The 23,625-nt window shown below is 42.5% G+C and carries 23 protein-coding genes and 2 pseudogenes; 4 read left to right on the top strand and 21 right to left on the bottom strand.

The window, feature by feature from the left end; genetic code table 11:
* A pseudogene (locus T501_RS21925) lies at window positions 1–211 on the bottom strand (IS5/IS1182 family transposase); the annotation flags it as partial.
* 246 nt (window positions 212–457) lie between these two features.
* On the opposite strand from T501_RS21925, the gene T501_RS14250 reads away from it, so the two are divergent.
* Window positions 458–1,735 (top strand): MFS transporter, encoded by a 1,278-nt coding sequence (locus T501_RS14250; RefSeq protein ID WP_049945851.1) that lies wholly within the window; start codon window positions 458–460, stop codon window positions 1,733–1,735.
* Window positions 1,732–2,868, top strand: coding sequence for an ArsR/SmtB family transcription factor (locus T501_RS14245; protein WP_044915529.1), 1,137 nt, complete (start codon window positions 1,732–1,734; stop codon window positions 2,866–2,868). Before T501_RS14250 ends, T501_RS14245 begins: the two co-directional genes overlap by 4 nt.
* Here the strand turns inward: T501_RS14245 and T501_RS14240 are convergent.
* From T501_RS14240 to T501_RS14170, 15 genes and pseudogenes are all read right to left on the bottom strand, one after another.
* Window positions 2,834–3,082 carry a YoaK family protein gene (locus T501_RS14240; RefSeq protein ID WP_044915528.1) on the bottom strand — a complete coding sequence of 83 codons (249 nt, stop codon included), beginning with the start codon at window positions 3,080–3,082 and terminating at the stop codon, window positions 2,834–2,836. The two genes, T501_RS14245 and T501_RS14240, sit on opposite strands and share 35 nt — an antisense overlap.
* A gap of 47 nt (window positions 3,083–3,129) precedes the next feature.
* Window positions 3,130–3,540, bottom strand: coding sequence for a peptide deformylase (locus T501_RS14235; RefSeq protein ID WP_026511105.1), 411 nt, complete (start codon window positions 3,538–3,540; stop codon window positions 3,130–3,132).
* 14 nt (window positions 3,541–3,554) lie between these two features.
* Entirely contained in the window at window positions 3,555–4,220 is a 666-nt protein-coding gene (locus T501_RS20880; protein ID WP_081843174.1) for a DUF4298 domain-containing protein, read from the bottom strand.
* Window positions 4,221–4,291: 71 nt separating this feature from the next.
* The gene (locus T501_RS14220; RefSeq protein WP_044915527.1) at window positions 4,292–5,098 is read right to left on the bottom strand and encodes a class I SAM-dependent methyltransferase; all 807 of its coding nucleotides are present in this window, start codon (window positions 5,096–5,098) and stop codon (window positions 4,292–4,294) included.
* Window positions 5,099–5,234: 136 nt separating this feature from the next.
* A complete protein-coding gene (locus T501_RS14215) occupies window positions 5,235–5,714 on the bottom strand; it encodes a cupin domain-containing protein (RefSeq protein ID WP_044915526.1) in 480 nt (159 codons plus the stop codon).
* Window positions 5,715–5,770: 56 nt separating this feature from the next.
* Window positions 5,771–6,112 carry an arsenate reductase family protein gene (locus T501_RS14210; protein ID WP_026511103.1) on the bottom strand — a complete coding sequence of 114 codons (342 nt, stop codon included), beginning with the start codon at window positions 6,110–6,112 and terminating at the stop codon, window positions 5,771–5,773.
* Window positions 6,113–6,206: 94 nt separating this feature from the next.
* Complete coding sequence (locus T501_RS22595; RefSeq protein ID WP_081843173.1) at window positions 6,207–7,331, bottom strand: AlkZ-related protein; 1,125 nt, start codon at window positions 7,329–7,331, stop codon at window positions 6,207–6,209.
* 172 nt (window positions 7,332–7,503) lie between these two features.
* Entirely contained in the window at window positions 7,504–8,319 is an 816-nt protein-coding gene (locus T501_RS14200; RefSeq protein ID WP_442856374.1) for an MBL fold metallo-hydrolase, read from the bottom strand.
* Window positions 8,320–8,331: 12 nt separating this feature from the next.
* Entirely contained in the window at window positions 8,332–8,919 is a 588-nt protein-coding gene (locus tag T501_RS14195) for an HD domain-containing protein (RefSeq protein WP_026511102.1), read from the bottom strand.
* Window positions 8,920–9,180: 261 nt separating this feature from the next.
* Window positions 9,181–9,657: a hypothetical protein gene (locus T501_RS14190; RefSeq protein WP_044915524.1), complete on the bottom strand. Its 477-nt coding sequence runs from the start codon at window positions 9,655–9,657 to the stop codon at window positions 9,181–9,183.
* A gap of 208 nt (window positions 9,658–9,865) precedes the next feature.
* Window positions 9,866–10,342, bottom strand: coding sequence for a pyridoxamine 5'-phosphate oxidase family protein (locus T501_RS14185; RefSeq protein ID WP_044915522.1), 477 nt, complete (start codon window positions 10,340–10,342; stop codon window positions 9,866–9,868).
* Window positions 10,343–10,394: 52 nt separating this feature from the next.
* Window positions 10,395–10,628, bottom strand: a pseudogene (locus T501_RS20870) (GNAT family N-acetyltransferase); the annotation flags it as partial.
* A gap of 163 nt (window positions 10,629–10,791) precedes the next feature.
* A complete protein-coding gene (locus T501_RS14180) occupies window positions 10,792–12,525 on the bottom strand; it encodes an ABC transporter ATP-binding protein (protein WP_044915521.1) in 1,734 nt (577 codons plus the stop codon).
* The gene (locus T501_RS14175; protein WP_044915520.1) at window positions 12,503–14,302 is read right to left on the bottom strand and encodes an ABC transporter ATP-binding protein; all 1,800 of its coding nucleotides are present in this window, start codon (window positions 14,300–14,302) and stop codon (window positions 12,503–12,505) included. Before T501_RS14175 ends, T501_RS14180 begins: the two co-directional genes overlap by 23 nt.
* A gap of 110 nt (window positions 14,303–14,412) precedes the next feature.
* On the bottom strand, window positions 14,413–15,402 hold the full coding sequence (locus tag T501_RS14170) for a helix-turn-helix domain-containing protein (protein WP_050008324.1): 990 nt from the start codon (window positions 15,400–15,402) through the stop codon (window positions 14,413–14,415).
* 196 nt (window positions 15,403–15,598) lie between these two features.
* Between T501_RS14170 and T501_RS14165 the strand changes: the two genes are divergently transcribed.
* Both T501_RS14165 and T501_RS14160 read left to right on the top strand, forming a co-directional pair.
* Window positions 15,599–15,880 carry a DUF6110 family protein gene (locus T501_RS14165; RefSeq protein WP_081843172.1) on the top strand — a complete coding sequence of 94 codons (282 nt, stop codon included), beginning with the start codon at window positions 15,599–15,601 and terminating at the stop codon, window positions 15,878–15,880.
* Between the two features lie 2 nt (window positions 15,881–15,882).
* Window positions 15,883–17,958 (top strand): heavy metal translocating P-type ATPase, encoded by a 2,076-nt coding sequence (locus T501_RS14160; RefSeq protein ID WP_044915517.1) that lies wholly within the window; start codon window positions 15,883–15,885, stop codon window positions 17,956–17,958.
* Between the two features lie 136 nt (window positions 17,959–18,094).
* On the opposite strand, the gene T501_RS14155 is transcribed toward T501_RS14160, so the two are convergent.
* The 5 genes from T501_RS14155 to T501_RS14140 form a co-directional block, all read right to left on the bottom strand.
* A complete protein-coding gene (locus tag T501_RS14155; RefSeq protein WP_026511092.1) occupies window positions 18,095–18,862 on the bottom strand; it encodes a P-loop NTPase family protein in 768 nt (255 codons plus the stop codon).
* A gap of 114 nt (window positions 18,863–18,976) precedes the next feature.
* Window positions 18,977–19,138: a GTP-binding protein gene (locus T501_RS21400; RefSeq protein ID WP_242845534.1), complete on the bottom strand. Its 162-nt coding sequence runs from the start codon at window positions 19,136–19,138 to the stop codon at window positions 18,977–18,979.
* 25 nt (window positions 19,139–19,163) lie between these two features.
* On the bottom strand, window positions 19,164–20,024 hold the full coding sequence (locus tag T501_RS14150; protein WP_044915516.1) for a sugar phosphate isomerase/epimerase family protein: 861 nt from the start codon (window positions 20,022–20,024) through the stop codon (window positions 19,164–19,166).
* Window positions 20,024–21,328, bottom strand: a complete 1,305-nt coding sequence (locus T501_RS14145) for a glycoside hydrolase family 1 protein (protein ID WP_026511090.1) — start codon at window positions 21,326–21,328, stop codon at window positions 20,024–20,026. Before T501_RS14145 ends, T501_RS14150 begins: the two co-directional genes overlap by 1 nt.
* A gap of 16 nt (window positions 21,329–21,344) precedes the next feature.
* Complete coding sequence (locus T501_RS14140) at window positions 21,345–23,624, bottom strand: family 78 glycoside hydrolase catalytic domain (protein WP_044915515.1); 2,280 nt, start codon at window positions 23,622–23,624, stop codon at window positions 21,345–21,347.
* Between the last annotated feature and the right edge of the window lies 1 nt (window position 23,625).

The raw sequence follows: 23,625 nt of genomic DNA, 5'->3' as shown, positions 1-23,625 counted from the left end.
TCTTCATCATATGACGGGGCGTTGCCTGGCCTTTTCTGATTCTTTCATATGTTGCATAAAGATCAGAAAGGTCCATCTCCTCCACGAATGCGCTTACCAGGCGTACCGGATCGTCATCTGCTACTGATAGGACTATGTCGAGCGGAAGTTTTATTTGATGATTTAAGGAAGAAAGGCTATAATTTCCTTGTAAGATTTTATTTAGTAGCATAAATATATTTTACAGCAAAGACCAGGCTTTTCGAAGCCTGGTCTTTGTGTTAATCAAGACTTTTAGCACTAAAAAGGGGCCTCGCACTAATTCTTAGTGCGACAGCCCCTTTTCTATAATAGTGCATAGCATTTTATGTATCAATAGATATATATCTAACATTTATGTTTGACACACATCGAATATTATGATATTTTATATTCATCAAATAACTATTAGACAAATATCTAATGCAGGAGAACCCATATGAAAGCAGAGATTCGTGAATTATTCCAGAACAGAAACTATCGTAAGAGCTTATCAGCAGAGCTCATCAACCGCTTCGGTGATTCAGTGGATGCCATCGCGTCTTCATGGATCGTATATGAAATCACAGGTCAGGCCAGCTGGTCAGCTCTTATTTATGCCCTGAACCGTATCCCTACAATTATCCTGACTCCCCTGGCAGGTCCCTGGGTTGAACGTCAGAACAAGAAGCTGATCATGGTGATAACGGATCTTATCAGAGCTATATGTGTAGGGCTCATTGCAACAGGACTTCTCATGGGATTTCTGAATGCACCGATGATCGCAGTACTGAGCCTTGTGATCTCCAGCGCAGAGGCCTTCAGAGTTCCTGCAGGAACAGCTATATTCCCACAGATTGTTCCCGAGCATCTCTATGGCGAGGCCATGTCTATCAACAAAGCTGCTTCCGGTACCGTTGAACTTGTAGGTACAGCCGTTGCCGCTGTTATAATCGCTCTTATCGGCAGCTCAGGAGCTATCTACGTTGACATGATAACCTTCATACTTTCAGCTCTTATCATCTTCTCCATGAAGCTTAAGGATGACAGTAATAAAAACGCAGAACGTTTCAATGTTTCCGTATATATGAGGGATCTTAAGGACGGCTTTTTATACTGCGCCACCAAGAAAAAGCTTGTTGCCATCACCATGATAATTCTTTTCTTAAATGGAATTCTGGTTCCACTGAACAGCCTTCAGACTCCTATGGTCAGCGAACTGCTTCATGGCGATGCATTCTTTCTATCAGCCTTTGGTGCTACCTTCGTTGCCAGCATGCTTGTTGGTTCATTGGTTTTCCCTATGATTTACAAGCGTTTAGATTCAAAAATGGTACTTGTAATGGTTTCAGTTGTTATCACCGCTGTATATTTCATCCTCGTTGCTGCATCACCGCTTTACACCAATTATTATGTCGCTCTTGGTTTCCTTGTTGTACTTACCGCGATTCTTGGCCTTTTTATAACAATCGCTAACATGTTCCTTGGTGTTCAGTCTTATCGTATAATTGATAAAGAATATCTTGCAAGAACATCAAGCATCGGAAATGCCCTTGGGTCAGCCATCATGCCCATAACTGCAGGCCTCATCAGTGGTTTACTTAAATTCACAAATGTGGCACAGATATTTCTTGGCGCAGGGGTTGTGGCAATCGTGTTCTGCATCGTTCTTATTGCAAAAGGTAATCTTGATGAACAGGAAACTACAGATAATGCAGAAACTAGGGAGGCAGCATGAATCAGTTTCATTTAGAAGTACAGTACGTACCTGAAAGTATTACATTACTTAATATGATTGCTCAGCCGGCAGGCTTTGAAACAGAATATATGAATAGTATCGCTGCAAGATATGGCATCACGCCGGACGAGGAAGCAAAAAAATATGTGGAGCTACTCCAGGAGATTGAAGACGCTGCCAGGGCTGAGTTTTCCAAGGATTCTGAGGATATTCGCTTTTTCTGCGGCATGAATAAGCTTAGTGACAACGTAGTCTCCTTTGCCAATATTATGATGCTGGCAGGAAAAAGCGCACACTGGGAGATCTCTGTCTCAAAATATTATGATGAGCTTAAAGGTCTTTCCGATGCTGAATACGCCAGAGATTTTTATGATGAAGTTAAGGCCTTTGGCTCCCGTACTGTAGATGAAGAAACTGAAGGCGAAATATCCGCCCTGGAGATATTTGATCTGATACAGCAGATGGATTTTTCCGATGCTGAAAAATTGCACCTGCAAAAGCTTTATATTCATCATAAGGAATACTGTGAGAAGTTTGCCCCCCTGATGGAGCGTTCTTCCAAGATTATTAAGAAGTTTGAAAAAAAACTTATTGCTAAGGGAAAACGAGTAGCTGAACACTTCGAGAGTCTCCTTAACAGGACATCTCTGGCAGCATATATAATGAAGGAATTCTATGGTGATCTTGAAGCTGAGAATAATTTTGAGGAATGTGATGTCTATATTTCTTATATAAAGAGTGCTTCAATGGGATTATCCTTTACAGGAGATTCCATGCCCCCTAAAGCGATAGTCAACATTGGGGCTATCTTTGATCCATCCATTAGAATAGAGGACCTTCTGAAGAACCAGGCCACCCTCGATGAAGACAAGGTGCTCCTAATGCTCAAGCTCCTCGCAGATAAGAGTAAATTTGAGATTTTGTCAGCTACAGTGGACCAGCCCGCATACGGTGCGCAACTGGCATCAATGCTGAGGCTTACCACTGCTACTATATCTCACCACACCTCAGCTCTCCTTGATCAGAATCTGCTGACCCTGGATAAGGTAGACACTAAGGTATACTACCGCGCTAACCCGGACATGATCCGCGCCTTGATTAACTTTGTAAAAAAGGAATTGTTGCACGAATAACTGCCGAAGTCCATATTGACCTTTCACCAAAAGCTAATGAGCTGTTTCCTCCGATTACTGCTCCAAGTGCAGAGACGACAATAAACGCAATATAGTCCCTGGCTTTACCAAGGTCTTTTGCATCCCTTGTCCTCAGGTAATTTGAAAAAGCACTTACCTTATCGTTAGCAACAAACTTTTTCAATAAATGAGCAGACAATATCCAGTACTTCATCAAACCCTACATAGTGTTCCGGTTGCATCTCTTCATCTTAGACTTCATCAGATCAACTCTCCTGAAAAATGTGAGATTTCATGCTGGATTATCTGTGCCGTAAAACCATTGTATTTTCCATGCTTTGGTTTGAAGTCCTGATCCAGGTAATCAACCTCAATCTCTTTATACCTTGTGCAGGGCCTTACGCCATCCAACGAAAGGCAGCTCTCCTCAGTCTGATACTCTCCAGTCTTTTTAGTAATTACCGGATTTATCATAGGGAAAATAAATGGTCCCATAGCCACTACGATAATCTGCTTCTTTACTCCAATCATGTTCGCAGCCATGCCCACGCATCTGTCCTGATTTGCTCTTAATGTATCTATAAGGTCTTCGACAACCTGCTTATCTTCCTCAGTTGCAGGCTCTGACTTCTGTTGTAAAAAGAACTGGTCTCTTACTATCTTCTTTACCATACTTACCCTTTCCTTTATCTCTCCTTGTTTTTCCTATCCTTTATGACCACCACAACAGTTCCAACTGCTGCCACGGCAAAAGCGATAAAGCCATAAACCATCATGATAGCCGCACCAACAATCGGAGCATCAGGGTTAGCGCTGACAAAATAGTAGTAAAAATAAGTGTAAATAATCATTCCTACGACAGTCGATGCTACAAGCATCAGCGATGAAATAAGATAATCTTTCATACCTTTTGCAAGGAACATATTCACAACTCCAAGCGCAACAATTATTATCAGTAAATACCTGCTGATCAATGTTCCTCTCAGCTTATCTATTATGAAGAACATAATAAGCGGTATCAAATTCAGCAATTTTAAATACTTCATCCCAATATTACTCCCACTTTTCCGTCTCTGATCTAGCAGCTCCTTGTTTCTCTCAAGCAGATTGTAAACGCCATCCTCTGACAGCACTCCACGCTTGAGATCCTGCGGAAGCTTTCCTTCTTCGTCCAGAGCAAAGTCATCTTTCCAGTCTGGGCTGGAATAATAATCTGCAAGTTTCATAAGCTCAGCCTGATAGTTCAAGAACTCTTCCTGATCGTTCTCTACATTATCCATTATCTTAAGTGCCCGATCATAAATGCCTTCCATCCCGGTCACACGTTGTATAGCTTCTGTAATCTTATCCATAAATACTCAAAACCAATCTTTAGCTGTTTTTCCCCAGTCAAAGGATTTTCCTTTATCAATATCCTGAATAATCATTCAGTCCTCTTTTTCTTCCCCTGCACAATCATCGAGAGCGGAAAACCGCTATGATCTATTGCAGTAAACCCGCTACTAATATCGTAATCAAACTCCTGTAACCCTGTGACAACAATTCCGTTATTGCACATACCTGATATGATATCCGACATCGAATGAGTAAAATCGGTAAAAGTCTTTGAATGATAGTTCTTCAGCGTCATATAATACATACCGCCGTTTCCGGTCCATTCATGCTCGAAGTATGAAAAATGACATTCCATCCTGTGATTCGGATCAAACTCTGCATCCCCTTCAGTTGCAAGCATATTCGTGCAGGGATGCTGTTCATTAATTACAATCAAACCTCCGGGCTTCATGCATTTAGCCACGATTTCAAAAAAACGATTCAAATCTTCAAACCAGCACAGCGCACCTATAGTAATGATCACAATATCAAACTGTTTTTCATAGCGCTCATCAATATCGTAGACATTTACGGCTTCAAATGTACACGGCAGGTTTAATTCTCTAGCTTTTTCGTTTGCAAAGGCAATCTGATTTTCAGCAATATCAAAGCCTATTCCCTGCGCTGCTTTTCCGCTTTTCACCAAGGAAAGCAGCTCCCTGCCGTTATTACAACAGAATTGACCGATTGTCTTTCCATTTATATCTATGTTTTGTAAAACATCAACCATTTCTTTTTCAAAAAAGGGATAATCTTCTTTCTGTATGCGCTCTGTTATATCGGAACCCCATGATCCATCTCTTTTGTCAAACGCCTCTTCCCATGCCGCCTTATTTCCTTCAATATATTTTTCCATAAATTAGTTCTTCCCCCTCATCATTTATATATCCATAATTATTTCATCACCGATTATTTCTTCCTACCCCTTACATACAACGCACCAGCCTTCAGAGCCGGTAACCGCTAAAACAATCTCTCTGTTAACACGCTTCTTATCCTCTATATGCCAGATACAAAATCTTATCTGCATCCTTTCCGCATATTTCCTTCATTTCCGTTTCTCCAACAAGCCTGAAACATTCGTATCTAAACTTAGGCGTTGTAGCGCATGACATGAAGCAGTAACTATTCTTATCGAGATTTTCTGCAGCAAAAATGGCTCCTTTCGGGATAACAACCATAGCCCTTTCGCCGTTCTCAATATCCTGGCCAAGCAAATATTCACCGATATGTCCACCAGTTATAACCGTGATCTTAACTGCACATCCCTCATGGTGGTACCAAATCTCATCACAGTCTATCTGATGAAAATGAGAAATTTCATCTCCAGCGAGCAAAAAGTAAATACTTCCGGCAAGTGACCGTGAATCCTTTTCGTCCTTGGATGTATAACACTCAGAAAACCAGCCCCCTTCAGGATGCGCTTCCAGACAATATGTTGTTTTCAGCTTTTCAATTCTACCAAAATCCATTGATTAAAATCTCTTTTCTTCGACAACCAAAATGTACAGTTATTATCAGCCAATCCTTATTCCCATTTCTTCCACACATCAGGCTGATATCCCAGTGTGGACTGTTTGCCGTTCCTAACAACCGGTGTCTTTATTATCTGCTGATTCTCCAAAAGCTTTTCCAATTTATCTTCATCAGCAATGTATTGGATAAGTGCAACCGCATCTCTATCCTTTGCATCAGGATTTATCATATTCATGATGCCTCCATTAGCACTTGCAACAGATGTCATCTCACCCTTGCTCATGCCTTTTTCCTTCATATCAATGAACTGATATTTTATGCCACGCTCCTTGAAAAAACGCTCCGCTTTCTTTGTATCATTACACTTTTTGCTTCCAAATATTTGTATGTTCATCAATTATTCCCCACTAAAACTTTTTTCTTGTCTTCTTCGTAATACTAAAACACAATAATCAGAATTCTCGACTCCCAATCTATTACTCTCTTACTTAATTAAGTGCTTCACTCAGGCTATTGGTAATCCCCCTAGGTCCCCTGATGGCAGCAATTCCATATTCATTCTTAAGAACTTCAAAAGTAAACTCTTCCGGATTATATTTCTTTTGCAACTGGATTTTCATCAGCGCTTTGATAGTAAGATTCCTGTCAGAATATTCATATGGTATATCTGTTTCAATAACTTTGCACTTGTAAAGAACCGATGATACCGGTGCTCCAACATACATAAAAACAGTATCACCTTCAATTATTCCCGCTCCCTGCTTCCAGTTAATAATTGTCTCATCATCGAAAGCATGCACGATGTCATAGTACTTTGGATTGGCAGGAATTATCCATTCCTTAGGCTGTCTGAACTTTTTCTTTTTACTTCTTACCTCTGTACCAAATGCCCCACCAAGAAGTCTTTTTATTTGAGCAGCCGTCGCAATCGGATACATATCCATTACATGCTTCTCAATCGTTTTACCCGATTCTGCCGGGGACTCATCGTATCTCGAAGTCACATAATCATATCCCCATAAAGCCTCGGGTTTGGAATAAATAGCTATTGGCCAGCCATAAAACTCACCCTTTTTATTCTTACGCTGCCTGAAATCCTTAACGCAAAGGTAAGTCTTCATAAGAAGATCCGTGACTGTTCCATCAAATCCCTTTTCTCCGTCTTTACCAAAGCCAGCTCTCAGCTTCAGTTCATTAGAATACAGCTCGTCCTCTTTTTCAAAGCAGTCCATGATTTTCTTCTGACGCCTGGAAGCTTTTTCATCATCCCAAAGCGCATCAAAATCATAGCCATCCCGCCTATAGTTGGCAAAAAAAGGCAGCCATTCCTTGGATATGAATCCAGCTTTTTTCTCAAAAAACTTTCCATATGCCACTTCTCCGCTCCTGGCAATGAGTTCACGCCACTCCCATGGATCCACCTTTGGGTCACCGCACCACCAATACTCCGGAACAGTACGCTCCTCAAGTGAGAATCCCGGAATATCGTTCTTAAAAAGTGGCAAAAATCCCACTTCATTTAAGTAATTTATTGCATCCCGGACTGTATGCAGACATTCAGGGTCATCCCACTCCACGCCATACATAATCCAGGTACCGTTTTCATTAGCCATACATTCCCCTCTTTAACTGACATCTATTTCTCTCCGTTCTTAGTAATGTGCCCTGACAACCTTCTTTGTATTCCCATGATGTGTTGAAGCATAAGCAATACAACATTTCATATTCGTTTTCCTCTCTCCAAATCTCTCCGCTCATCTGTTCCACGTCATATTTAGAATAATTTCAATCTGCTTTTTCTAACACAAGTTCTTCTCCCGGCTTTAGTATTATCCTTCCAGGTACCTCAAAGCTCTCTGCAACTTTCTGGTCAAAGTTATTTGTCTTATCCGCCGGGATCATATGATATGGAATAGTATGCCTGGCTCCGACAGTTTTAGCACACTCTATAGCTTCCGTCACGTCCATATTATATACACCGTCACAACAGATAAAAGCATAGTCAAGTTTTCTGTCTGCAAGTTCTTCCATCTGAGGCGTGGTTGATGTATCTCCCGACAGATATAATGCTGCACCATTCGAAAATGTGAGTATATATCCCACACACTCACTTGCGTCATGATTCTTGTTATATCCCGCTTCAACCGCCTCAACATTGACATACCCCAGGTCAAAGCTCTGATGCCGCCCACCACTAAGTGCCTCAGTATATGTTATTGTTCTACAATCGGCATTCTTAGATGTGATCAAACCAGTCTGCGTATGGTCAAAGTGCCCATGTGTTATGAGTATCAGATCCGCAGGAGCATCATATCCATCTCCGGCAAACGGATCAACATAGATAACCTTTCCCTCTGCCGTAATAATCCTCATGCTTGCGTGTCCCTGAAACAATAATGTAGCCTCACTCATTTCATTTCCTCCTTCTGCAACTTCTTCGCTTTGGTTTTCATTCGATATCATGATAGAATCAGAATCTTCAAACTGATTATCTACCTTTATCTTACATATAAGATGAAAAATGTTACATTTCCTACTTTGCGTAGTTTTGTCAGCTATATTCAATATGTATGAAAGAGCTTCATACCAAAATCCAACCATTTCATACAGCATTTATCCTTTGATATTTCCTTTTCTGATATGTTCCCTTATGATCTTATCTGTAAACTCATAGAGCTTTTCTGAACCTTCTCTTGTCTTTGACTGCCTGCCATATACCTGTTCCCTGGTGACACCGTGCTCTCTCCAGTCTCCTCCACCGTTACTGTTATTCAGTATAAGTGGCTGAAGGTTATCCATAGCATGCGCAAACTTTGATTCAGGAGTCTCATTTTCCTCAAACTCATCAAAAAGAGCTATCAGTTCCTTTTTCTGATCATCAGGTAAAATCGAGAATATCCTTTCCTTAGCTGCATCCTCGCGTTCCTTTTGGGTAGCAAGCCCTTCTTTATCGTAAGCATACGTATCGCCGGCATCAATCTCAACTATGTCATGAATAAGGCACATTATCATGACCCTTGAAATATCAACATCCTTATTTGAGTATTCCTTAAGCAGGTATGCCATGATTGCCATATGCCATGCGTGCTCCGCATCATTTTCATTTCTGCCTTTTCCTGACAGATGGGTCTGCCTGAATACATTCTTTTCTTTATCTATCTCCAAAGCAAACTCCATTTGCCTTCTCAGTCTGTCATCCATTCCTTATCCTCATTAGTCGAGATTACAGGTATTGTAAAATGCATGTTCAGAATAACTATTCTTCTTTTAACTCATGTTTCGGACATACATCATTATATTTTTAACTACACTTGCGGTCACGTTCCTTACGATTTTTTCCCGGCTGTACTTGTTGGAGGACTGCTCATCGTTGAAAATATATGTAAGCAAACTTGGCTATATCAGACTTGAATGCGCAGATATAGGTAAGCTGCTACCTTCATCTAACAATATATTTCTCCACTATTCACATTTGCTAAGAGATGAACCGCCACTGTACATATCTGAGAATTCTTCCTCATTCCATGTTGCATAATATTCCAGAATATTTGCATCTCCCTCAGCGGACTGATAAGTATACTGCACTCCACTTTCAGATTCAGCCTGTATTTTATAGCCACCCTCTGCCAGCTCCTCAAATTTTGAAATACTATCCGCATATTCAGGAACAAACTCATCATTTTCCCTGTGTCCATAGATTATCTCTGAATCAGTGAACTGCACATAGTATTCAGGCTGCATCTCTCCATCAGCCTCATAACCTATAGATGCTGTCTGCCACGTTCCTAATATAACAGGCTCACTCTCGTTTGAATGCAAAGAAATTGATGTTGGCTCATAAGCTCCACCAATTATATCGGTGTCTTCATTCTTCGCACCGCATCCTACTGTTCCTAATGTCATTGTAAGCATAAATGCCACAAATATTGCTTTCTTCATTTAATCTATAGTTTCTCTCTCTCTGAAAATTTTTAGTTGCAAGTATAATTAACTGACAAATCACTGTCTATACTATTTTTGCGTTATCATCATAAAGTCTGTACATCTCATTGTATACAAGGAATTTATAATATGGTTTGCACGTTTCTCTGCAATAGTTCTGTTGAGCGAATATAAGTCCTAAATGGTTCGCGACTTTTACCATATCCTAAGATTCATTAACCAGTTTCCCTGTCATATGTTCAGGAATGAGTTCGAGGCACTGTACTCTCGGTAGTGCATTTTTCAGTTCATTTTGTAAAAACTCTTCATCATCTGTGAACTTCTTTGTGAGATGAGTACATATCTTTATTGCAGTATCCTCATCCTCTACAAGCTTGATTCTGCCAAATACAATTACGCTGTTAATATTTAGAGCCCACTCGCCGTCCTTTCGGTAGCCTTCATCCCATGTACAGAAGCTGGCTTTGTCGCAGGCCTTGATTGCATCAATCTTGTGACCTTCCTTAGCTCCATGAAAATAAATCTTCCCGTCCTCTTCACAGTACCATTGGTCAATTGGCAAACCATATGGGTAACCATCATCACCAACCAGGGATAGTACTCCGCGTTTTGCATTTTTCAATACTTCAATACACTGTTCATCTGTAATCTGTTGCTTAAATCTTCTCATCTTTCTAAACATAGTGCACCTCACTCCTTTACCAATAGCTTTAATCCAGCAATTCCAACTACGATCATAATAACACATATGACCTGTGGAACTGACAGTTTCTCATGAAAAAGAAAAATCCCAACTTCTCATACATAGCAATGGCATCCTTATTCTCTGCCATAACTTCAAGCTCTGCCTGCTCATAGCCTATGCTCTTTGCAACATCAAGTACAGTCTGAAGCATAGCTTTTCCTATACCGTATCCGCAGTATTCTTTGTATAGAGCAATTGCAACATCACACCTGTGGCTGTACCTCAACAAAAAACAAGCCAATTAACAGTATATTCTGTTAATCAGCTTGTTTCTGTACAATATCATCTACCTCAGATTCCAAGATTACTAAAAATGTATATTAAATCCAAAGAGACTATCATTGAATTGCTTGTCCTGTAGATCAGATCAGCCCCTGGGGGTAAATTTATGCCATTTTCCAGTTTTCAGACTGCATCTGAACAGACAACATATGGTTATAAATCCCATCCTTCCCTCGCAGTTTTGATGGGGCATCAGACTCGGCTACCGTTCCATTTTTCAACACCACTATCTTATCTGCGCCATCGACCGTACGCATACGATGGGCAATTATAAGAACCGTCTTGTCCTTTATCAGGTCGCTGATCGCTTCCTGGATGAGAGATTCATTGTCTACATCAAGTGATGCTGTCGCCTCATCCATAAGTATAATAGGGGCATCCTTAAGAAAAGCTCTTGCTATCGATATTCTCTGTCGTTCTCCACCTGATAATTCAGAGCCATTCTCTCCGATAAGTGTGTTATATCCTTCAGGTAATTTCTCAATAAACTCATCACAATGCGCCAGTCTGGCAGCCGCTTTTACCTCTTCATCTGTAGCTTCTTTCTTACCGATTCGGATATTTTCAAGAACAGTATTATTAAACAGCGTTACATCCTGAAATACTATGGAATACATGGAAAGAAGTTTTTCAGGATCGATCTTTGAGATGTCCATTCCTCCAACGGTGATCTTTCCTTCATCAATGTCCCAGAATCTTGCAGCAAGTCGTGATACAGTAGTTTTTCCTCCGCCTGAAGGCCCTATAAGTGCCGTAACTTCGCCCTGTTTTGCTGTAAAGCTAACATCGCTTAATACACTCTCTCCATCCTCATAAGAAAACCGAACATTTTTAAATTCAATATCATACCCATTGTTCGTCATGACATCAACGCCGTCTTGCTCATAGTGAGACAGGATCTCATCCATTCTCTCGCACTGGGTATCAGTAGCTATAAGCGCAGAAAAATTCTGAAGTGCTATCTGAAGCGGTTCATACATTCTGGACACTACAAGAAGATACATAAAGAAGGTGATAACGCTCACCTCATTCTTTAAAAGAAGTGCCGATCCCACTACTGCCACAGTTCCAATTCCCAGCTTTAATATCATCTGGGCACTGCAGACAAAGGCTGCATTTATAAACTCTGCAAATATGTTATGGGATTCTACAGCCTTTATCTTCTTATTAAGACCTTTCATATAGGCATCCTGCGCATTATATGCTTTTAAATCCCTTACGGTCTCAAGCGCCTCTTGTATTCCATCAAGACACTCAACCTTATATCTGCTTCCTCTTCTGTTAACTTTATGAATTACATTTCTTGATGTAAATACGATGAAAAAAGCAACAGGAAGGACCCATACGGCTGCCAGCGCCATTCTTGCATCAAAGAAAAACAGGCTTATCACGACCAGGGTGGTAGAAATAAATGCCCCCACAAGTTCAGGAAGCCAATGAGATGAAGCCGTCTCAATCATTGCACAGTCTGCCATGATAGTATTTGTCAGGTCCGCCAGATCTTTTTTCCCGAAAAAAGAAAGCGGAATCTTCCTCAGTTTTTCTGCCAAAGCCCTTCTTCTGACGCCGCTCTCAATATAGGTTGAAAAGAAAGTGGCGTTATATTGCAAATACTCTGTAAATGCCACAAGAAACAGGCAGACTATTGATCCTGCAATAAATATCACGAGATGATTTTTGGGGAGTGCTCCATTCAAAAGATCCCCGGTCATCATAAACAGTATTCCCACAGGCATCATCTGTGCCAGATTTGCCAGAGTGCACGCGGCAAATGCCTTTATCATATCTTTTGCTCCCTGCTCGGAGAGCGCGTACTTATGCTGTAATTTTTCTATCATCTTTGGCCCCCTTACCAACCTTCCAGCCCACAGATTTCTGGTACTCATTCCACATGTGACTATAAATTCCCTTGGCTAAAAGCAGCTCTTCATGTTTTCCACTTTCAGCTATCTTTCCATCCTTTATGACACAGATCTTATCTGCGTTAACGACTGTAGAAAGGCGATGGGCTATCATGATAACTGTCTTGTCTTTTGAAAGATTCGCAAAGGCTTTCTGAACCATCATCTCGTTATCCGGATCAGCAAAAGCAGTGGCTTCATCGAGGATCAGTATGGGTGCATCCTTAAGAAAAGCTCTAGCTATGGAGATTCGCTGCGCCTCTCCACCGGACACATAGGTACCTTTACTTCCAATTACTGTATTTATCCCCTCAGGTAACTTCTCGATAATGTCCCAGCACATTGCATCCTTAAGTGCCTGTATAACTTCAGCATCGCTGGCATCTTCTCTGCCCATCCTGACATTATCAAGGATCGACATCTTTAAAAGTTTGCTATCCTGAAAAACATAAGAAACGTTCTTCATCAGCTCTTTTGATGAAATATCTCTTACATCCGCTCCTCCGATCCTGATGCTTCCCTGCTTCACATCCCAGAACCTTGCGATAAGTGATGCAAGGGTTGTCTTGCCACCACCTGAAGGTCCCACAAAGGCAATATGCTCACCCGGCTTTATGTCCAGACTTATGCCATCTATAGCATTGCCTTTATTTTCATCATAAGAAAAGACTATGTCATCCATGACTATACTGCTGTCTGCCGGCTTCTTAGGATTTGACGTCTCCTCAAGGGGCTGAACATCCAAAAGAGAATACATTCTATTCAATGCATCAACCACAATCATCTGGCTCTCCCCGGCGTATGCCACCTTCATGAGAGTAACAGTAAGTATCGGCGTGATTATGATGTAAAAGAGAATATTATAAAGAAATGTATCAGCTACGCCATTTCTGGCAAAAATGAAACTGCAGGCTACAAGTGCTGCGAACACTGCATTCGCCGCAGTGGTAAAACCAATCATAGGCATTCTCATGCCGATTGTGTAGGTTATCGTCCACTTTTCATATTTATCAATTGCTTCCTTGAATCTCTTAAAAGAAAAAACAGACTGACCAAAGGTTTTAACAACGGGAATACCCCTGACATATTCAACAGCTTCTGCCGACATCTCATCCAGAGCGTTCTGATACTCCTTCATATCATTCTGCATCTTTTCACCCATCATGCCGCCCATCATGACAAATGCAAGAGCCGCAGGGATAAGACATATAAGTCCTATCTTCCAGTCAAAAATAAGGAGCATGGCAATAAGGCCAACCGGCGTTGCGTAGCTTACTGCCTTATCCGGAAGGCTGTGTGCCAGATAGGTTTCCGTTGCAGCGCTCGACTCTGCTACTATCTTTCTTATCTTTCCGCTTCCCTCGAATTCAATGTACCCCATGGGAAGCTTCATGACATGTTCCATCATGGCAGTTCTCATGCCTGCCTGAACCCTGAAGGCTGCCACATGAGAGCACATAAGTGCTGCAATATATATGGCCATGGCCAGAAGGCTCATTCCCACAGCACTCCATCCGTAGGATACTATATGCGTCGCTTTTGAAAAATCAGGCCTTACCTCCACAACTTCTTTTATGATGCGCCATATATAATAGAATGGCGCCAGTGCCACAAGAGCGCTTATGGCCGCAAGTATCCAGGAACTGATCGTAAAATACTTATGATTTCCTGCATATTCAAACAGCTGCGTAATAACGCTTTTCTTCTTTTCCATCTTCTCCTCTCTCTCCGCCCGTTATAAAATCAGCAACAACTCCATTCTCCAGTCAGCGTTAGCATTAGCTAACATCAATACATGATTCTAGCTATTTACATCTGCATTTTCTATAACAAAATAGTATTTTTATCCTTTTTAGCAACGTAGTGCATTCTTTTGTATTCCATCGGTAACACTTTGTGATATTTGAGAAATGCTTCCGAAAACCTTGACTGGTTCTGATAGCCCACGGATTCAGCTATCTCACCCATGCTTTTTTCACTATTTATAATGAGATCAGCAGCCTTTTTCATCCTGGTCTCATTTACCAGTTCCTTATATCCTCTGCCAAAGACAACCCTTATATAGTTCTTGAGTGAGGATTCACTAACACCAAAAACAGATGCGAGTTCTGAAGCAGAATATCTTTTTGAAAGATCCCCATTCACCATCTCGAATGCCTTTTTGGCTATATCTGCCTGGGAACCGGTACAGAATGTTCTTCTTTTATCAGCATCAAAAGATACACCTTTCAGTAAGAGCAGGATCTTAATAACATCTGTCTCTAAAAGCTTTTCATCCGTGAAGTTCAAGATATCCTCCCTGATGTCTTCCATGCATCTTTTTATCCGATTGTCAGACACTGTTATAAGCGGTATTGTCCGGTCTGAAAATTTACTTGTGATTCCTTTTATCGTCTTTGCGCCACCCAATTCAGTAAGCTCTTTCCCCATTTCTTTTGCAGGAAAGATTATTATCTCTATCCCTTCATATTCCGATGAGGGATAGAAAAAAGCCTCTTCGTCATTATTGGAAGTTCCATAGTCTATTGCGAGTTCATCCCCCACTACAAAGGTTGTAGCACCTGAGCCAAGCTTGACTTCACAACGGCCACGAAAACAGTAGTTGATCTTAATTGGTGTTTTTCCCTCATTTATTGTGGAAAATGTCGTAAAAATGCTTTTTGGAAGAAATCTTGAATATATGTCTATATATCCGACAAAAATATTGTCATTCAACACCATCCATTTCATTTTTCCATCATTTTTGTAATCTTCACCGCGAATAACAAAATCTATCTGCTGTATTCCCTTATGATTTTCATTTGTGACCATCATCTTTTTATAATCCTCCCGCCATCAATCACTCCCCTTTAATGTTAGCATCAACTTACAATCTGATAAAGAAACAATCATGTCTTTTTGATAAAAATTCTCATCAGCTATTTATATCTTCAATCCTCCTCCTGATATATAATTAAATTAAATCTATTAAATTAATTGTGTACATTTCCAAGTACAGAAAGGATTGTTTATGATCAGTTGGAGCACAATAGGAAAAGTAGCTTGCGGTTTCGCACTTGGTACAGTAGGGGTTAAAGCTCTTTCCAGTAAGGATGCAAAAAAATGCTATACACATATAACCGCTGCGGTATACAGATGCAAAGACACCTGCCTTGAGACCTACACAAACATCAAGGAGAACTGTCAGGATATCAGCGCTGATGCCAAAGAGATCAACGAAAAGAGATATGCTGAAGAAAGAGCAAAAGAAATAGAGGATGCAAAGGCTGTTCTTGCTAGCGCCGAGGCATAACTATGAATTGTAAAATATTGCACGAAAATGGGGGACGTATGCGTGTACACATCGCTGTACGCCATATGTCTTCTTTTGAAGCTGACAAAATTCAATATTACCTGTCTTCACTTCCTTTTGTAAAAAAGGCAGATGTAAATGAACGAACATCGAATGCCATAGTTTCCTATGACTCCGCCTTCAGGGATGATCTGATACAGGCTTTTTCCGCATATAAAGAAAAAATGGAAATCACTGTTCCGGAACATACCGGAAGGGAACTTCGCATTGCATATGAGGACAGGATGTTCTTTCATATTGCAAGCAAACTCGTCCGCAGATTTATCATCCCTTTGCAGATTAGAAGGGTGATCATTTACTTAAAGGCTATTCCCTACGTTATAAAAGGGCTTAAGTGCCTGCTTTCCGGAAAGCTCGAAGTTCCCGTTCTTGATGCAACCAGCATCGCAGTATCTCTTATCAGGGGCGACCATGCAACAGCCAGCAATGTTATGTTCCTTCTTGAAATGGGTGAGATGATGGAGGACTGGACGCATAAGAAATCGGTTGATGACCTGGCCAGAGCAATGTCCCTCAATGTTGACAAGGTATGGATGATTTCCTCTGATGGTCAGGAAATTCTCTCAAATGTCTCGGATATAAAGGAAAATGACAGGATAGTTGTCAGAACCGGTACTATGATACCTCTTGACGGAGTTGTCCTTAGTGGTGATGCTTCTGTAAACCAGGCTGCCATGACCGGTGAATCTGAGCCCGTACACAAAACAGAAGACTCTCTTGTATATGCCGGTACTGTTATTGATGAAGGCGAACTGATCATAGCCGTGCAGAAAGCTCAGGGGCAGGGACGTTATGACAGGATTGTGTCTATGATAGAGGAATCCGAAAAACTAAAGTCCGAGGCTGAAGCAAAAGCTGCACACCTGGCGGACAGGCTTGTTCCTTATACCTTTGGTGCAACTCTGCTCACCTGGTTCATCACCGGGAACGCCACAAAAGCAACTTCCATCCTTAACGTTGACTTCTGCTGCGCACTGAAGCTCGCCATGCCAATAGCCGTCTTATCTGCCATGCGCGAAGCAGGCGACCACAAGATTTCCATAAAAGGCGGGAAGTTCATGGAGGCTGTGGCCGAAGCAAAAACTATCGTCTTCGATAAAACCGGCACTCTGACTTATGCCACGCCCAAAGTTGCCAAGGTTGTCACCTTTGGCGACCAAAACGAGGATGAGATGCTTCGTCTGGCCGCATGCCTTGAGGAGCACTACCCCCACTCCATTGCCAATGCTGTAGTTAAAGCTGCTGAGGTTAAAGGGCTTACTCATGAAGAGAAGCATACCAAAGCAACCTACATCGTTGCACATGGCATTTCCAGTACAATTGATGGTAAAAAAATATGTATAGGAAGTCATCACTACATCTTTGAGGACGAAAAATGTACTGTTCCAAGTGGATTCACTGAAAAATTCGACTCTCTTCCACCTGAATATTCGCACCTGTATATGTCTATAGGTGAAGAACTTGCTGCAGTAATACTTATTGAAGATCCTCTGAGAGATGAAGCCCCTTCAGTAATAAAGAGATTGAAAGAGGCTGGTTTTGAAGATCTCGTTATGATGACCGGGGACAGCGAAAGAACCGCAAAATCTGTTGCAGAAAAAACAGGCGTTACAAGGTACTTCTCCGAAGTCCTTCCTGAAGACAAAGCTGACTTCATAAGAAGAGAGCATGAAGCAGGAAGAAAGGTAATCATGATAGGTGATGGTATTAATGACTCTCCGGCCCTTTCCGAGGCCGATGCCGGAATTGCCGTCAGTACAGGTGCATCCATCGCAAGGGAAATCGCGGACATAACGATTTCTTCAGATGATATCGGAGCTCTCCTAACTCTTAGAAAGCTCAGTTCTCAACTGATGCGACGGATCAACATGAATTACAATTCCATTATCGGATTTAACTCTTTCCTGATAATCATGGGCATGCTTGGAACCTTTACTCCAACCACCACTGCATTCCTTCACAATGCGTCAACAATTGCACTAAGCATGAAGAGTATGACAAATCTTTTAGACGAATGATCACATCAAAAGACTCATCATCAAAGGGAAGCTTCTTTCAGAAACCAGCTCCATCCTTGGTTCAAGGGGAATGTATTCTTCTCCGGATTATGTTCCCCGCCCAAATGTTAACGCCTATAAAGCCCGTAAACTGCTATTATTCCAAGCAGTAGTTTTTCGACTTTAATAGCGTGTAGCTTCCGTCAAATATCTCCCTGCAGATCCTAAGTTCCAATTCCTGTCTGTGCCTGAGGTGGTCGATCAGAGCGTCTGTTCCTGACAGTCCCTTTGCTGTTGCATAAGGTGAGCTGTTGAAATATCGCATCATAAGTGGAAACCACATCTCATTTCCCTTGTCATCAGACCTTTCTTTTCTTATAACATCAATATTTGATGCAACGTCCTCAGTCATGATATACATTATCTGATACTTTTTGCCGGTAAGAGCTTCGCTAACTCTCTTATAAAAATCAATGATTTCCTGATCACTTCTCTTCTGAAACAGGATCATGTCCTCTACTATATTTTGGAAAATGGAACACTCAAATATACTTTTATCTCCGCTCCAGCTTCGAAGTCTCCGCAGGACAACCTCTTCAAATCTATCCGTAGTAATATTTCCGTTATAGATCTCATACTTCTCAAGATCCTTATGAAATCCCGGGATGTCAGTGATGATCTTAGTATAGCAGATGATCATGTGATCACCTTCTCCTACGCTCTTCTCCTCAATTTCACTACGGATTTCACTGTACTTTTCAAGGATCCCACCATACGTCTCTTTATCAACATAGGCACACCAGGCAAGCTCCACAGGAGAGTAGTCACCTTCATAACTGACCATATAATCAGAATACTTCTCGGAAAGTTTCTTTACAAGCGTACTCTTTCCACTTCCTTGAAGTCCTTCAACAAAATAGTTCATTTAGTCCCCCTTTCGTGATCACCTGTGAATGTAAAGTCTTGTCGGCTCAGGCTCTCCATCACCCTGCGCCATGCAAAAGAACTCCCATCCATATTTCTCATAAATCCGTCATTCTCAAATGCACTCATAGAGCAGTATTACAATGTCCGCTTTTTCATATCCTTTGCCTATGAACACTACCTGATTGCATCTGTCTCCATAAACTTCGTCCCAGTCATCCTTAAGGTCGGGAAAATCCTCAACTATAGGAGCCAGCTCCTCTTCCTTCGAATCCATATTTTGCTTCGAAGTGATGATTCAATCATCGGTGTTTTCTAAACCACTCTGCGCTTACCGTAAGGCTCTTAACCGGGTCATTATCTATCCAGTTTTTGTGGGTCTCAAGAACGATCGCTTCTACTCTGGTATTGGCCTTTACGGCTTCCAAGATAGTTCCGAGAGCCATATTACCTGTGCCGAGTTCCGCGGCGTCCTCTTTAAGTATAGGCGTAATAAAAGGCCCCTTCTTCCTGCAGCCCCTGTCATTTATGTGCCACATCACCATCCTGTCTGACAGTTTGTTTACAAGGGCTGTGACATCGGCACCTCCATCTGCCATCCAGTATGTATCAAGCTCGAAGTTGACATACTGCGGATCTGTGTTTTCTACGATCAGATCATAGGCGGTCTTTTCTTCTGAGACCCTCTGCAGCTCTACGTTGTGATTGTGATAAAGAAGTTTCACTCCATAGGGCAAAAGAGCTTTTCCGGCCATGTTCAGGCGCACAGCCAGTTTTTTTACCTCAGCGAAATTCCCGTAATCAAACCTGTACATACCGGTTATAACAATGGTGTCCGTTCCAAAGCTCAAAGCTTCTTTCGCAGCAGCCTCGGGTTTTTCTTCAATGCTATTCAGATAGCTGTGGAGGCTTATGACTTTCAGGCCGCTCTCTGAGATCAGCTTCTTCCAGTCGAGCTTTCCGCTGTTTCCCGTGGGCATGCCGGCAAATTTCGTAAGCAGTCTCACGATAAAAGGTGTTGGCCTTATCATGAATTCATTGAGCTCAATGCCGTCATACCCTGCACTCTTGATGCTCTCAAGCGTGCGCAGGGCACTTTCATAGCTGCCGCATCTGCTTCCTATCATTATCTGCTGTACGCCTGTAAGTATTCTGCCTGTCATTATTTCAAATAGCCTCCAAGATGCTTCAAACTGGGCTTTGGTGCCCTTATCTGTGTCTTTCTGTCAACTGCGCAAAGGCCAAAGGTCAGCGCATAGCCTTTCTGCCACTCAAAATTATCGATAAGTGACCAGTGGCAGTAGCCGATAACGGGAATGCCATCTCTGATACAGCTCTGAACGCCCTCAATTGCCATGTCGATAAACTTAACTCTCTGAGTATCATCTGATGTTGCAATTCCGTTCTCGGTAACCAGGATCGGCACTTCCGGCATCTCTTCATGTACGCGTCTTATTACATGCTCAAGGGCCTCAGGATATACTTCATAATCCATCTGTGTCATTGGAGTTCCCACAGGAACAGGCACGATTCCGTCTGGGCCGTAAGTGGTTCTGGTATAGTTCTGAAGTCCAAAGAAATCGTCATCCTTGATATAAGGAACGTAATGGCTGAACTCCTCGTTCCAGTCACTGTCGGCGCGCTCCCTGCCGCCTTCGATGTACTGACAGTCGTGAAGGGAAAGTGTGATGCCAACCTTAATATCAGGATTAACTTCCTTTATCGCCGCTTTTGCAGCCTGATGTGCCTTTATCACTATCATATCGCCGTTAGCATCAGTTGCGGAGACAAAGGTATGGGGCTGAGGATCACCGAATACTTTGGCGTTCTCCATAGCTGCCAGCTTCATTTTCTCCATGGGATCCGAGAGATTAAGGCCGACCTGAACCTGCCCCTCCATGGAATCACCACCGTTTTTGGCTGCATCTGCCATTTTTGCCATCATCTGCTTCTTAAATCTCTCCATGAGAGCGCCGATCTGCAATCTCATATTTGCTTCATTTATGGTGCAGATATATTTAATCTCGCTGCCAAGCTGCTCTGTGACATATCTTGCATAGCTTGCAAAAAGCTCTACGACCTGCTCGTTGTCCCAGCCGCCCTGCTTTATAAGCCACACAGGTGAGGTGAAGTGCATCAGGGTAATAACAGGCTCAACGCCGTTGTCCCTGCAGCATCTGATCATCTTCCTGTAGTGCTCAATCTCTTTTTCGTCAAATCTGCCCTGCTCAGGCTCAATGCGTGCCCACTCAACAGAAAATCTGTAGGTGTTAAGGCCCGCATCCGCCAGCATTTTGATGTCTTCCTCATATCTGTTATAGTGGTCGACAGCGTCAAGTGATGGCTCCACAAACTGGGAATACTCCATATTCTCCATTACCCAGTAATCTGAATTTGTATTATTTCCTTCAACCTGGTGAGCTGCTGTTGATGCGCCAAGCATGAATCCGTTCTCAAATCTATTCATCTTTGATCCTCCTAAATCACTTTGTGTTTTCTATTGCCATGTCGAAGCTGCCGCCGGTGAAAAGTCTCTTTTCCTGCCCGGGGAGCTCAAGTTCTGCTTCCATACCTTCCGGAATCTCAAAATGGAAGGTAAAAGAATCCGTCTCTTCGATATATTTCCATTCGGAAACTATGCGCCCTCTCGGCGAATCATAGTATCCCTTGGCATATTTTAGTTTCTTATCCGGCAGCGGCTTTATCAGAACCTTGTCAAAATCGTATCTTATTCCCAGAACGCCTGATAGGAGCCATCCGGAAACAGCTCCGTAGGAGTAGTGGTTAAGCGAATCGTGGACGGTCCCGTCCTCCCTGATACCGTCCCAGGTCTCCCAGATTGTTGTGGCGCCTTTCTCCACAGCATAGAGCCATGATGGATAGCTTTTATTAAGGAGCAGCCTGTATGCCGTGTCCGTATAGCTGTGATCAGCCAGCACCCGGCAAAGGAAAGGCGTTGAAAGAAAGCCCGTGTTCAGATGGCAGCCATTTTTCACTACAAGGTCATTCAGATCCGCCGCTGCATCCTCTGCCTCTTTTTCCGTTAAAAGAGAAAACGCAAGAGGCCTTACATACTCACACTGCCTCTCAGATCTTATATGCCCGTCTTTTAAAACCAGATATCGGTATGCCTCTGTCACCTTCTCTGAGATCTCTCTGTATTTGTCGGCATCGTCTTTGAATCCCAGGATGTCTGATATTTTGGCAAGGATTCCTGAAGAATAGGCGTAGTAAGCTGTGGCTACTTCGGGCTGTCCGTCCTTAAAGGCCGCCATCATGGTCTTCATGACATCTGCCCCGGGCTCGCACCACTCGCCGTAGTCCATTCCCGTGTCGATGATGTACTTTCTGTAGGGGTTCTTCCCAAACCGGTTCTTGAGCTTGCTCTTTCCAGCTCTTCTTCCGAGGAAGTCCACCCACTTCTTCATCATTTCATAATTGTCTTTAAGTATCTGCTCATCGCCGTATATTCTGTAAAGATTCCAGGGCACGATGACCGCTGCATCGCCCCAGCCCACAGAAGCTGAGAACATCTCTGCTATTTTGCCGGGATTGGAATTTCTGGGGCAGATATAGGCCATCTTGCCATCAGGATGCTGCCCTATCCTGACGTTTGCAAGCCATTTCTCATATACGCCCTTACAGTCCATGAGATATGCGCCCGTCCTCACAAAAACCGCCGCATCCCCGGTCCAGCCTGCCCTCTCTCTTGTGGGACAGTCAGTCGGTATATCGCAGAAGTTTGACTTCATGGACCATACGCTGTTTTTAAAGAGCCTGTTTACTTCACTCATGCCGCATTCAAAGTATGCTGTTTCCTTCATGTCTGAATACACGGCAATGCTCTTTATCCGGATGTCAGGCGGTAAAATATCACCAGTTATCTTTGCGTATCTGAATCCAAACATGGAAAAAAGCGGCTTAAACTCATTCCTGCCCTGCTTGCAGATGTAGTTTATCTCCTGCTTTATTCCGCCGGATTTGTTGCGCTCTCCGGGCTGGAAGTTTTCTATTGTGAAGTTTCCATTCTCATCCAGGGTTTCACCGTGGATGAGACAGATCTTTTCGCCTCCCCTGGCATTTTCTACGACAAAAGACGTATAACCGGCAAGGTTCTGCCCGAAATCAAAGACATTTTCTCCATTAGGGGTGGTGATGAGCCTTCCCTCAAACACCTCATGCTCCGTAACAAATGGCGCGGACTGGGCCACGAGGTTTCCCTTGTCAAAAGACATCTCCCTTGCCTTATGCCATTCATCAAACGGTACATTGGCATCATAAGTTTCTCCAAGTTCAAGGTCCGTAAGTTTTATGGGCCCGTTTTCACAGGCATCCCACACTGTGTCAGATACAAGGATGGGATTATCAAAGTCGTCTCCGGCTATGAGCGAGCACAAAAAAGAAATATCCTCACCGTACAGATTTCTTATACCGTCAATTCCGCTGCAGCCTCTGTACCAGCCGTCGCCCAGTGTGACGAATATCTCGTTTTCTCCTACTTTAAGCGCCTCTGTGATCGCAAACTCCTGATACTGAAGCCTTTTATCATACTCATCACATCCCGGAGTCAGTCGTGCTTTGGTGACCTTACGTCCGTTTATAAGTATTTCATACAGGCCATGGGCTGTGGCAAATACCCTGACATCTCCCTCTTTATAAAAGAATGTAGTCCTGAGATACCCTGCTCCTTTTCTCTTTTCAGGTTCTGTGACGTTTTCAGGCGATATCCACTTTGATTTTTCAAAAATCTTAGCCGCTTCCATT

This window comes from Butyrivibrio sp. WCE2006, assembly GCF_000701985.1.
Lineage (GTDB): Bacteria > Bacillota > Clostridia > Lachnospirales > Lachnospiraceae > Butyrivibrio.
Note: the sequence above shows the minus strand (reverse complement) of the source record. Positions and strands in the feature narration are given on the sequence as shown.

Excerpts from the sequence above, each read along its gene's own strand:
- T501_RS14215 (WP_044915526.1), bottom strand. The coding sequence starts at position 5,714 with ATGGATTTTGGTAGAATTGAAAAGCTGAAAACAACATATTGTCTGGAA.
- T501_RS14245 (WP_044915529.1), top strand. The coding sequence starts at position 1,732 with ATGAATCAGTTTCATTTAGAAGTACAGTACGTACCTGAAAGTATTACA.
- T501_RS20880 (WP_081843174.1), bottom strand. The coding sequence starts at position 4,220 with ATGGATAAGATTACAGAAGCTATACAACGTGTGACCGGGATGGAAGGC.
- T501_RS14175 (WP_044915520.1), bottom strand. The coding sequence starts at position 14,302 with ATGGAAAAGAAGAAAAGCGTTATTACGCAGCTGTTTGAATATGCAGGA.
- T501_RS14140 (WP_044915515.1), bottom strand. The coding sequence starts at position 23,624 with ATGGAAGCGGCTAAGATTTTTGAAAAATCAAAGTGGATATCGCCTGAA.
- T501_RS14160 (WP_044915517.1), top strand. The coding sequence starts at position 15,883 with ATGAATTGTAAAATATTGCACGAAAATGGGGGACGTATGCGTGTACAC.
- T501_RS14210 (WP_026511103.1), bottom strand. The coding sequence starts at position 6,112 with ATGAACATACAAATATTTGGAAGCAAAAAGTGTAATGATACAAAGAAA.
- T501_RS21400 (WP_242845534.1), bottom strand. The coding sequence starts at position 19,138 with ATGGATTCGAAGGAAGAGGAGCTGGCTCCTATAGTTGAGGATTTTCCC.
- T501_RS22595 (WP_081843173.1), bottom strand. The coding sequence starts at position 7,331 with ATGGCTAATGAAAACGGTACCTGGATTATGTATGGCGTGGAGTGGGAT.
- T501_RS14170 (WP_050008324.1), bottom strand. The coding sequence starts at position 15,402 with ATGATGGTCACAAATGAAAATCATAAGGGAATACAGCAGATAGATTTT.
- T501_RS14250 (WP_049945851.1), top strand. The coding sequence starts at position 458 with ATGAAAGCAGAGATTCGTGAATTATTCCAGAACAGAAACTATCGTAAG.
- T501_RS14185 (WP_044915522.1), bottom strand. The coding sequence starts at position 10,342 with ATGTTTAGAAAGATGAGAAGATTTAAGCAACAGATTACAGATGAACAG.
- T501_RS14240 (WP_044915528.1), bottom strand. The coding sequence starts at position 3,082 with ATGAAGTACTGGATATTGTCTGCTCATTTATTGAAAAAGTTTGTTGCT.
- T501_RS14190 (WP_044915524.1), bottom strand. The coding sequence starts at position 9,657 with ATGAAGAAAGCAATATTTGTGGCATTTATGCTTACAATGACATTAGGA.
- T501_RS14155 (WP_026511092.1), bottom strand. The coding sequence starts at position 18,862 with ATGAACTATTTTGTTGAAGGACTTCAAGGAAGTGGAAAGAGTACGCTT.
- T501_RS14220 (WP_044915527.1), bottom strand. The coding sequence starts at position 5,098 with ATGGAAAAATATATTGAAGGAAATAAGGCGGCATGGGAAGAGGCGTTT.
- T501_RS14195 (WP_026511102.1), bottom strand. The coding sequence starts at position 8,919 with ATGGATGACAGACTGAGAAGGCAAATGGAGTTTGCTTTGGAGATAGAT.
- T501_RS14235 (WP_026511105.1), bottom strand. The coding sequence starts at position 3,540 with ATGGTAAAGAAGATAGTAAGAGACCAGTTCTTTTTACAACAGAAGTCA.
- T501_RS14165 (WP_081843172.1), top strand. The coding sequence starts at position 15,599 with ATGATCAGTTGGAGCACAATAGGAAAAGTAGCTTGCGGTTTCGCACTT.
- T501_RS14145 (WP_026511090.1), bottom strand. The coding sequence starts at position 21,328 with ATGAATAGATTTGAGAACGGATTCATGCTTGGCGCATCAACAGCAGCT.
- T501_RS14200 (WP_442856374.1), bottom strand. The coding sequence starts at position 8,319 with ATGGTTGGATTTTGGTATGAAGCTCTTTCATACATATTGAATATAGCT.
- T501_RS14180 (WP_044915521.1), bottom strand. The coding sequence starts at position 12,525 with ATGATAGAAAAATTACAGCATAAGTACGCGCTCTCCGAGCAGGGAGCA.
- T501_RS14150 (WP_044915516.1), bottom strand. The coding sequence starts at position 20,024 with ATGACAGGCAGAATACTTACAGGCGTACAGCAGATAATGATAGGAAGC.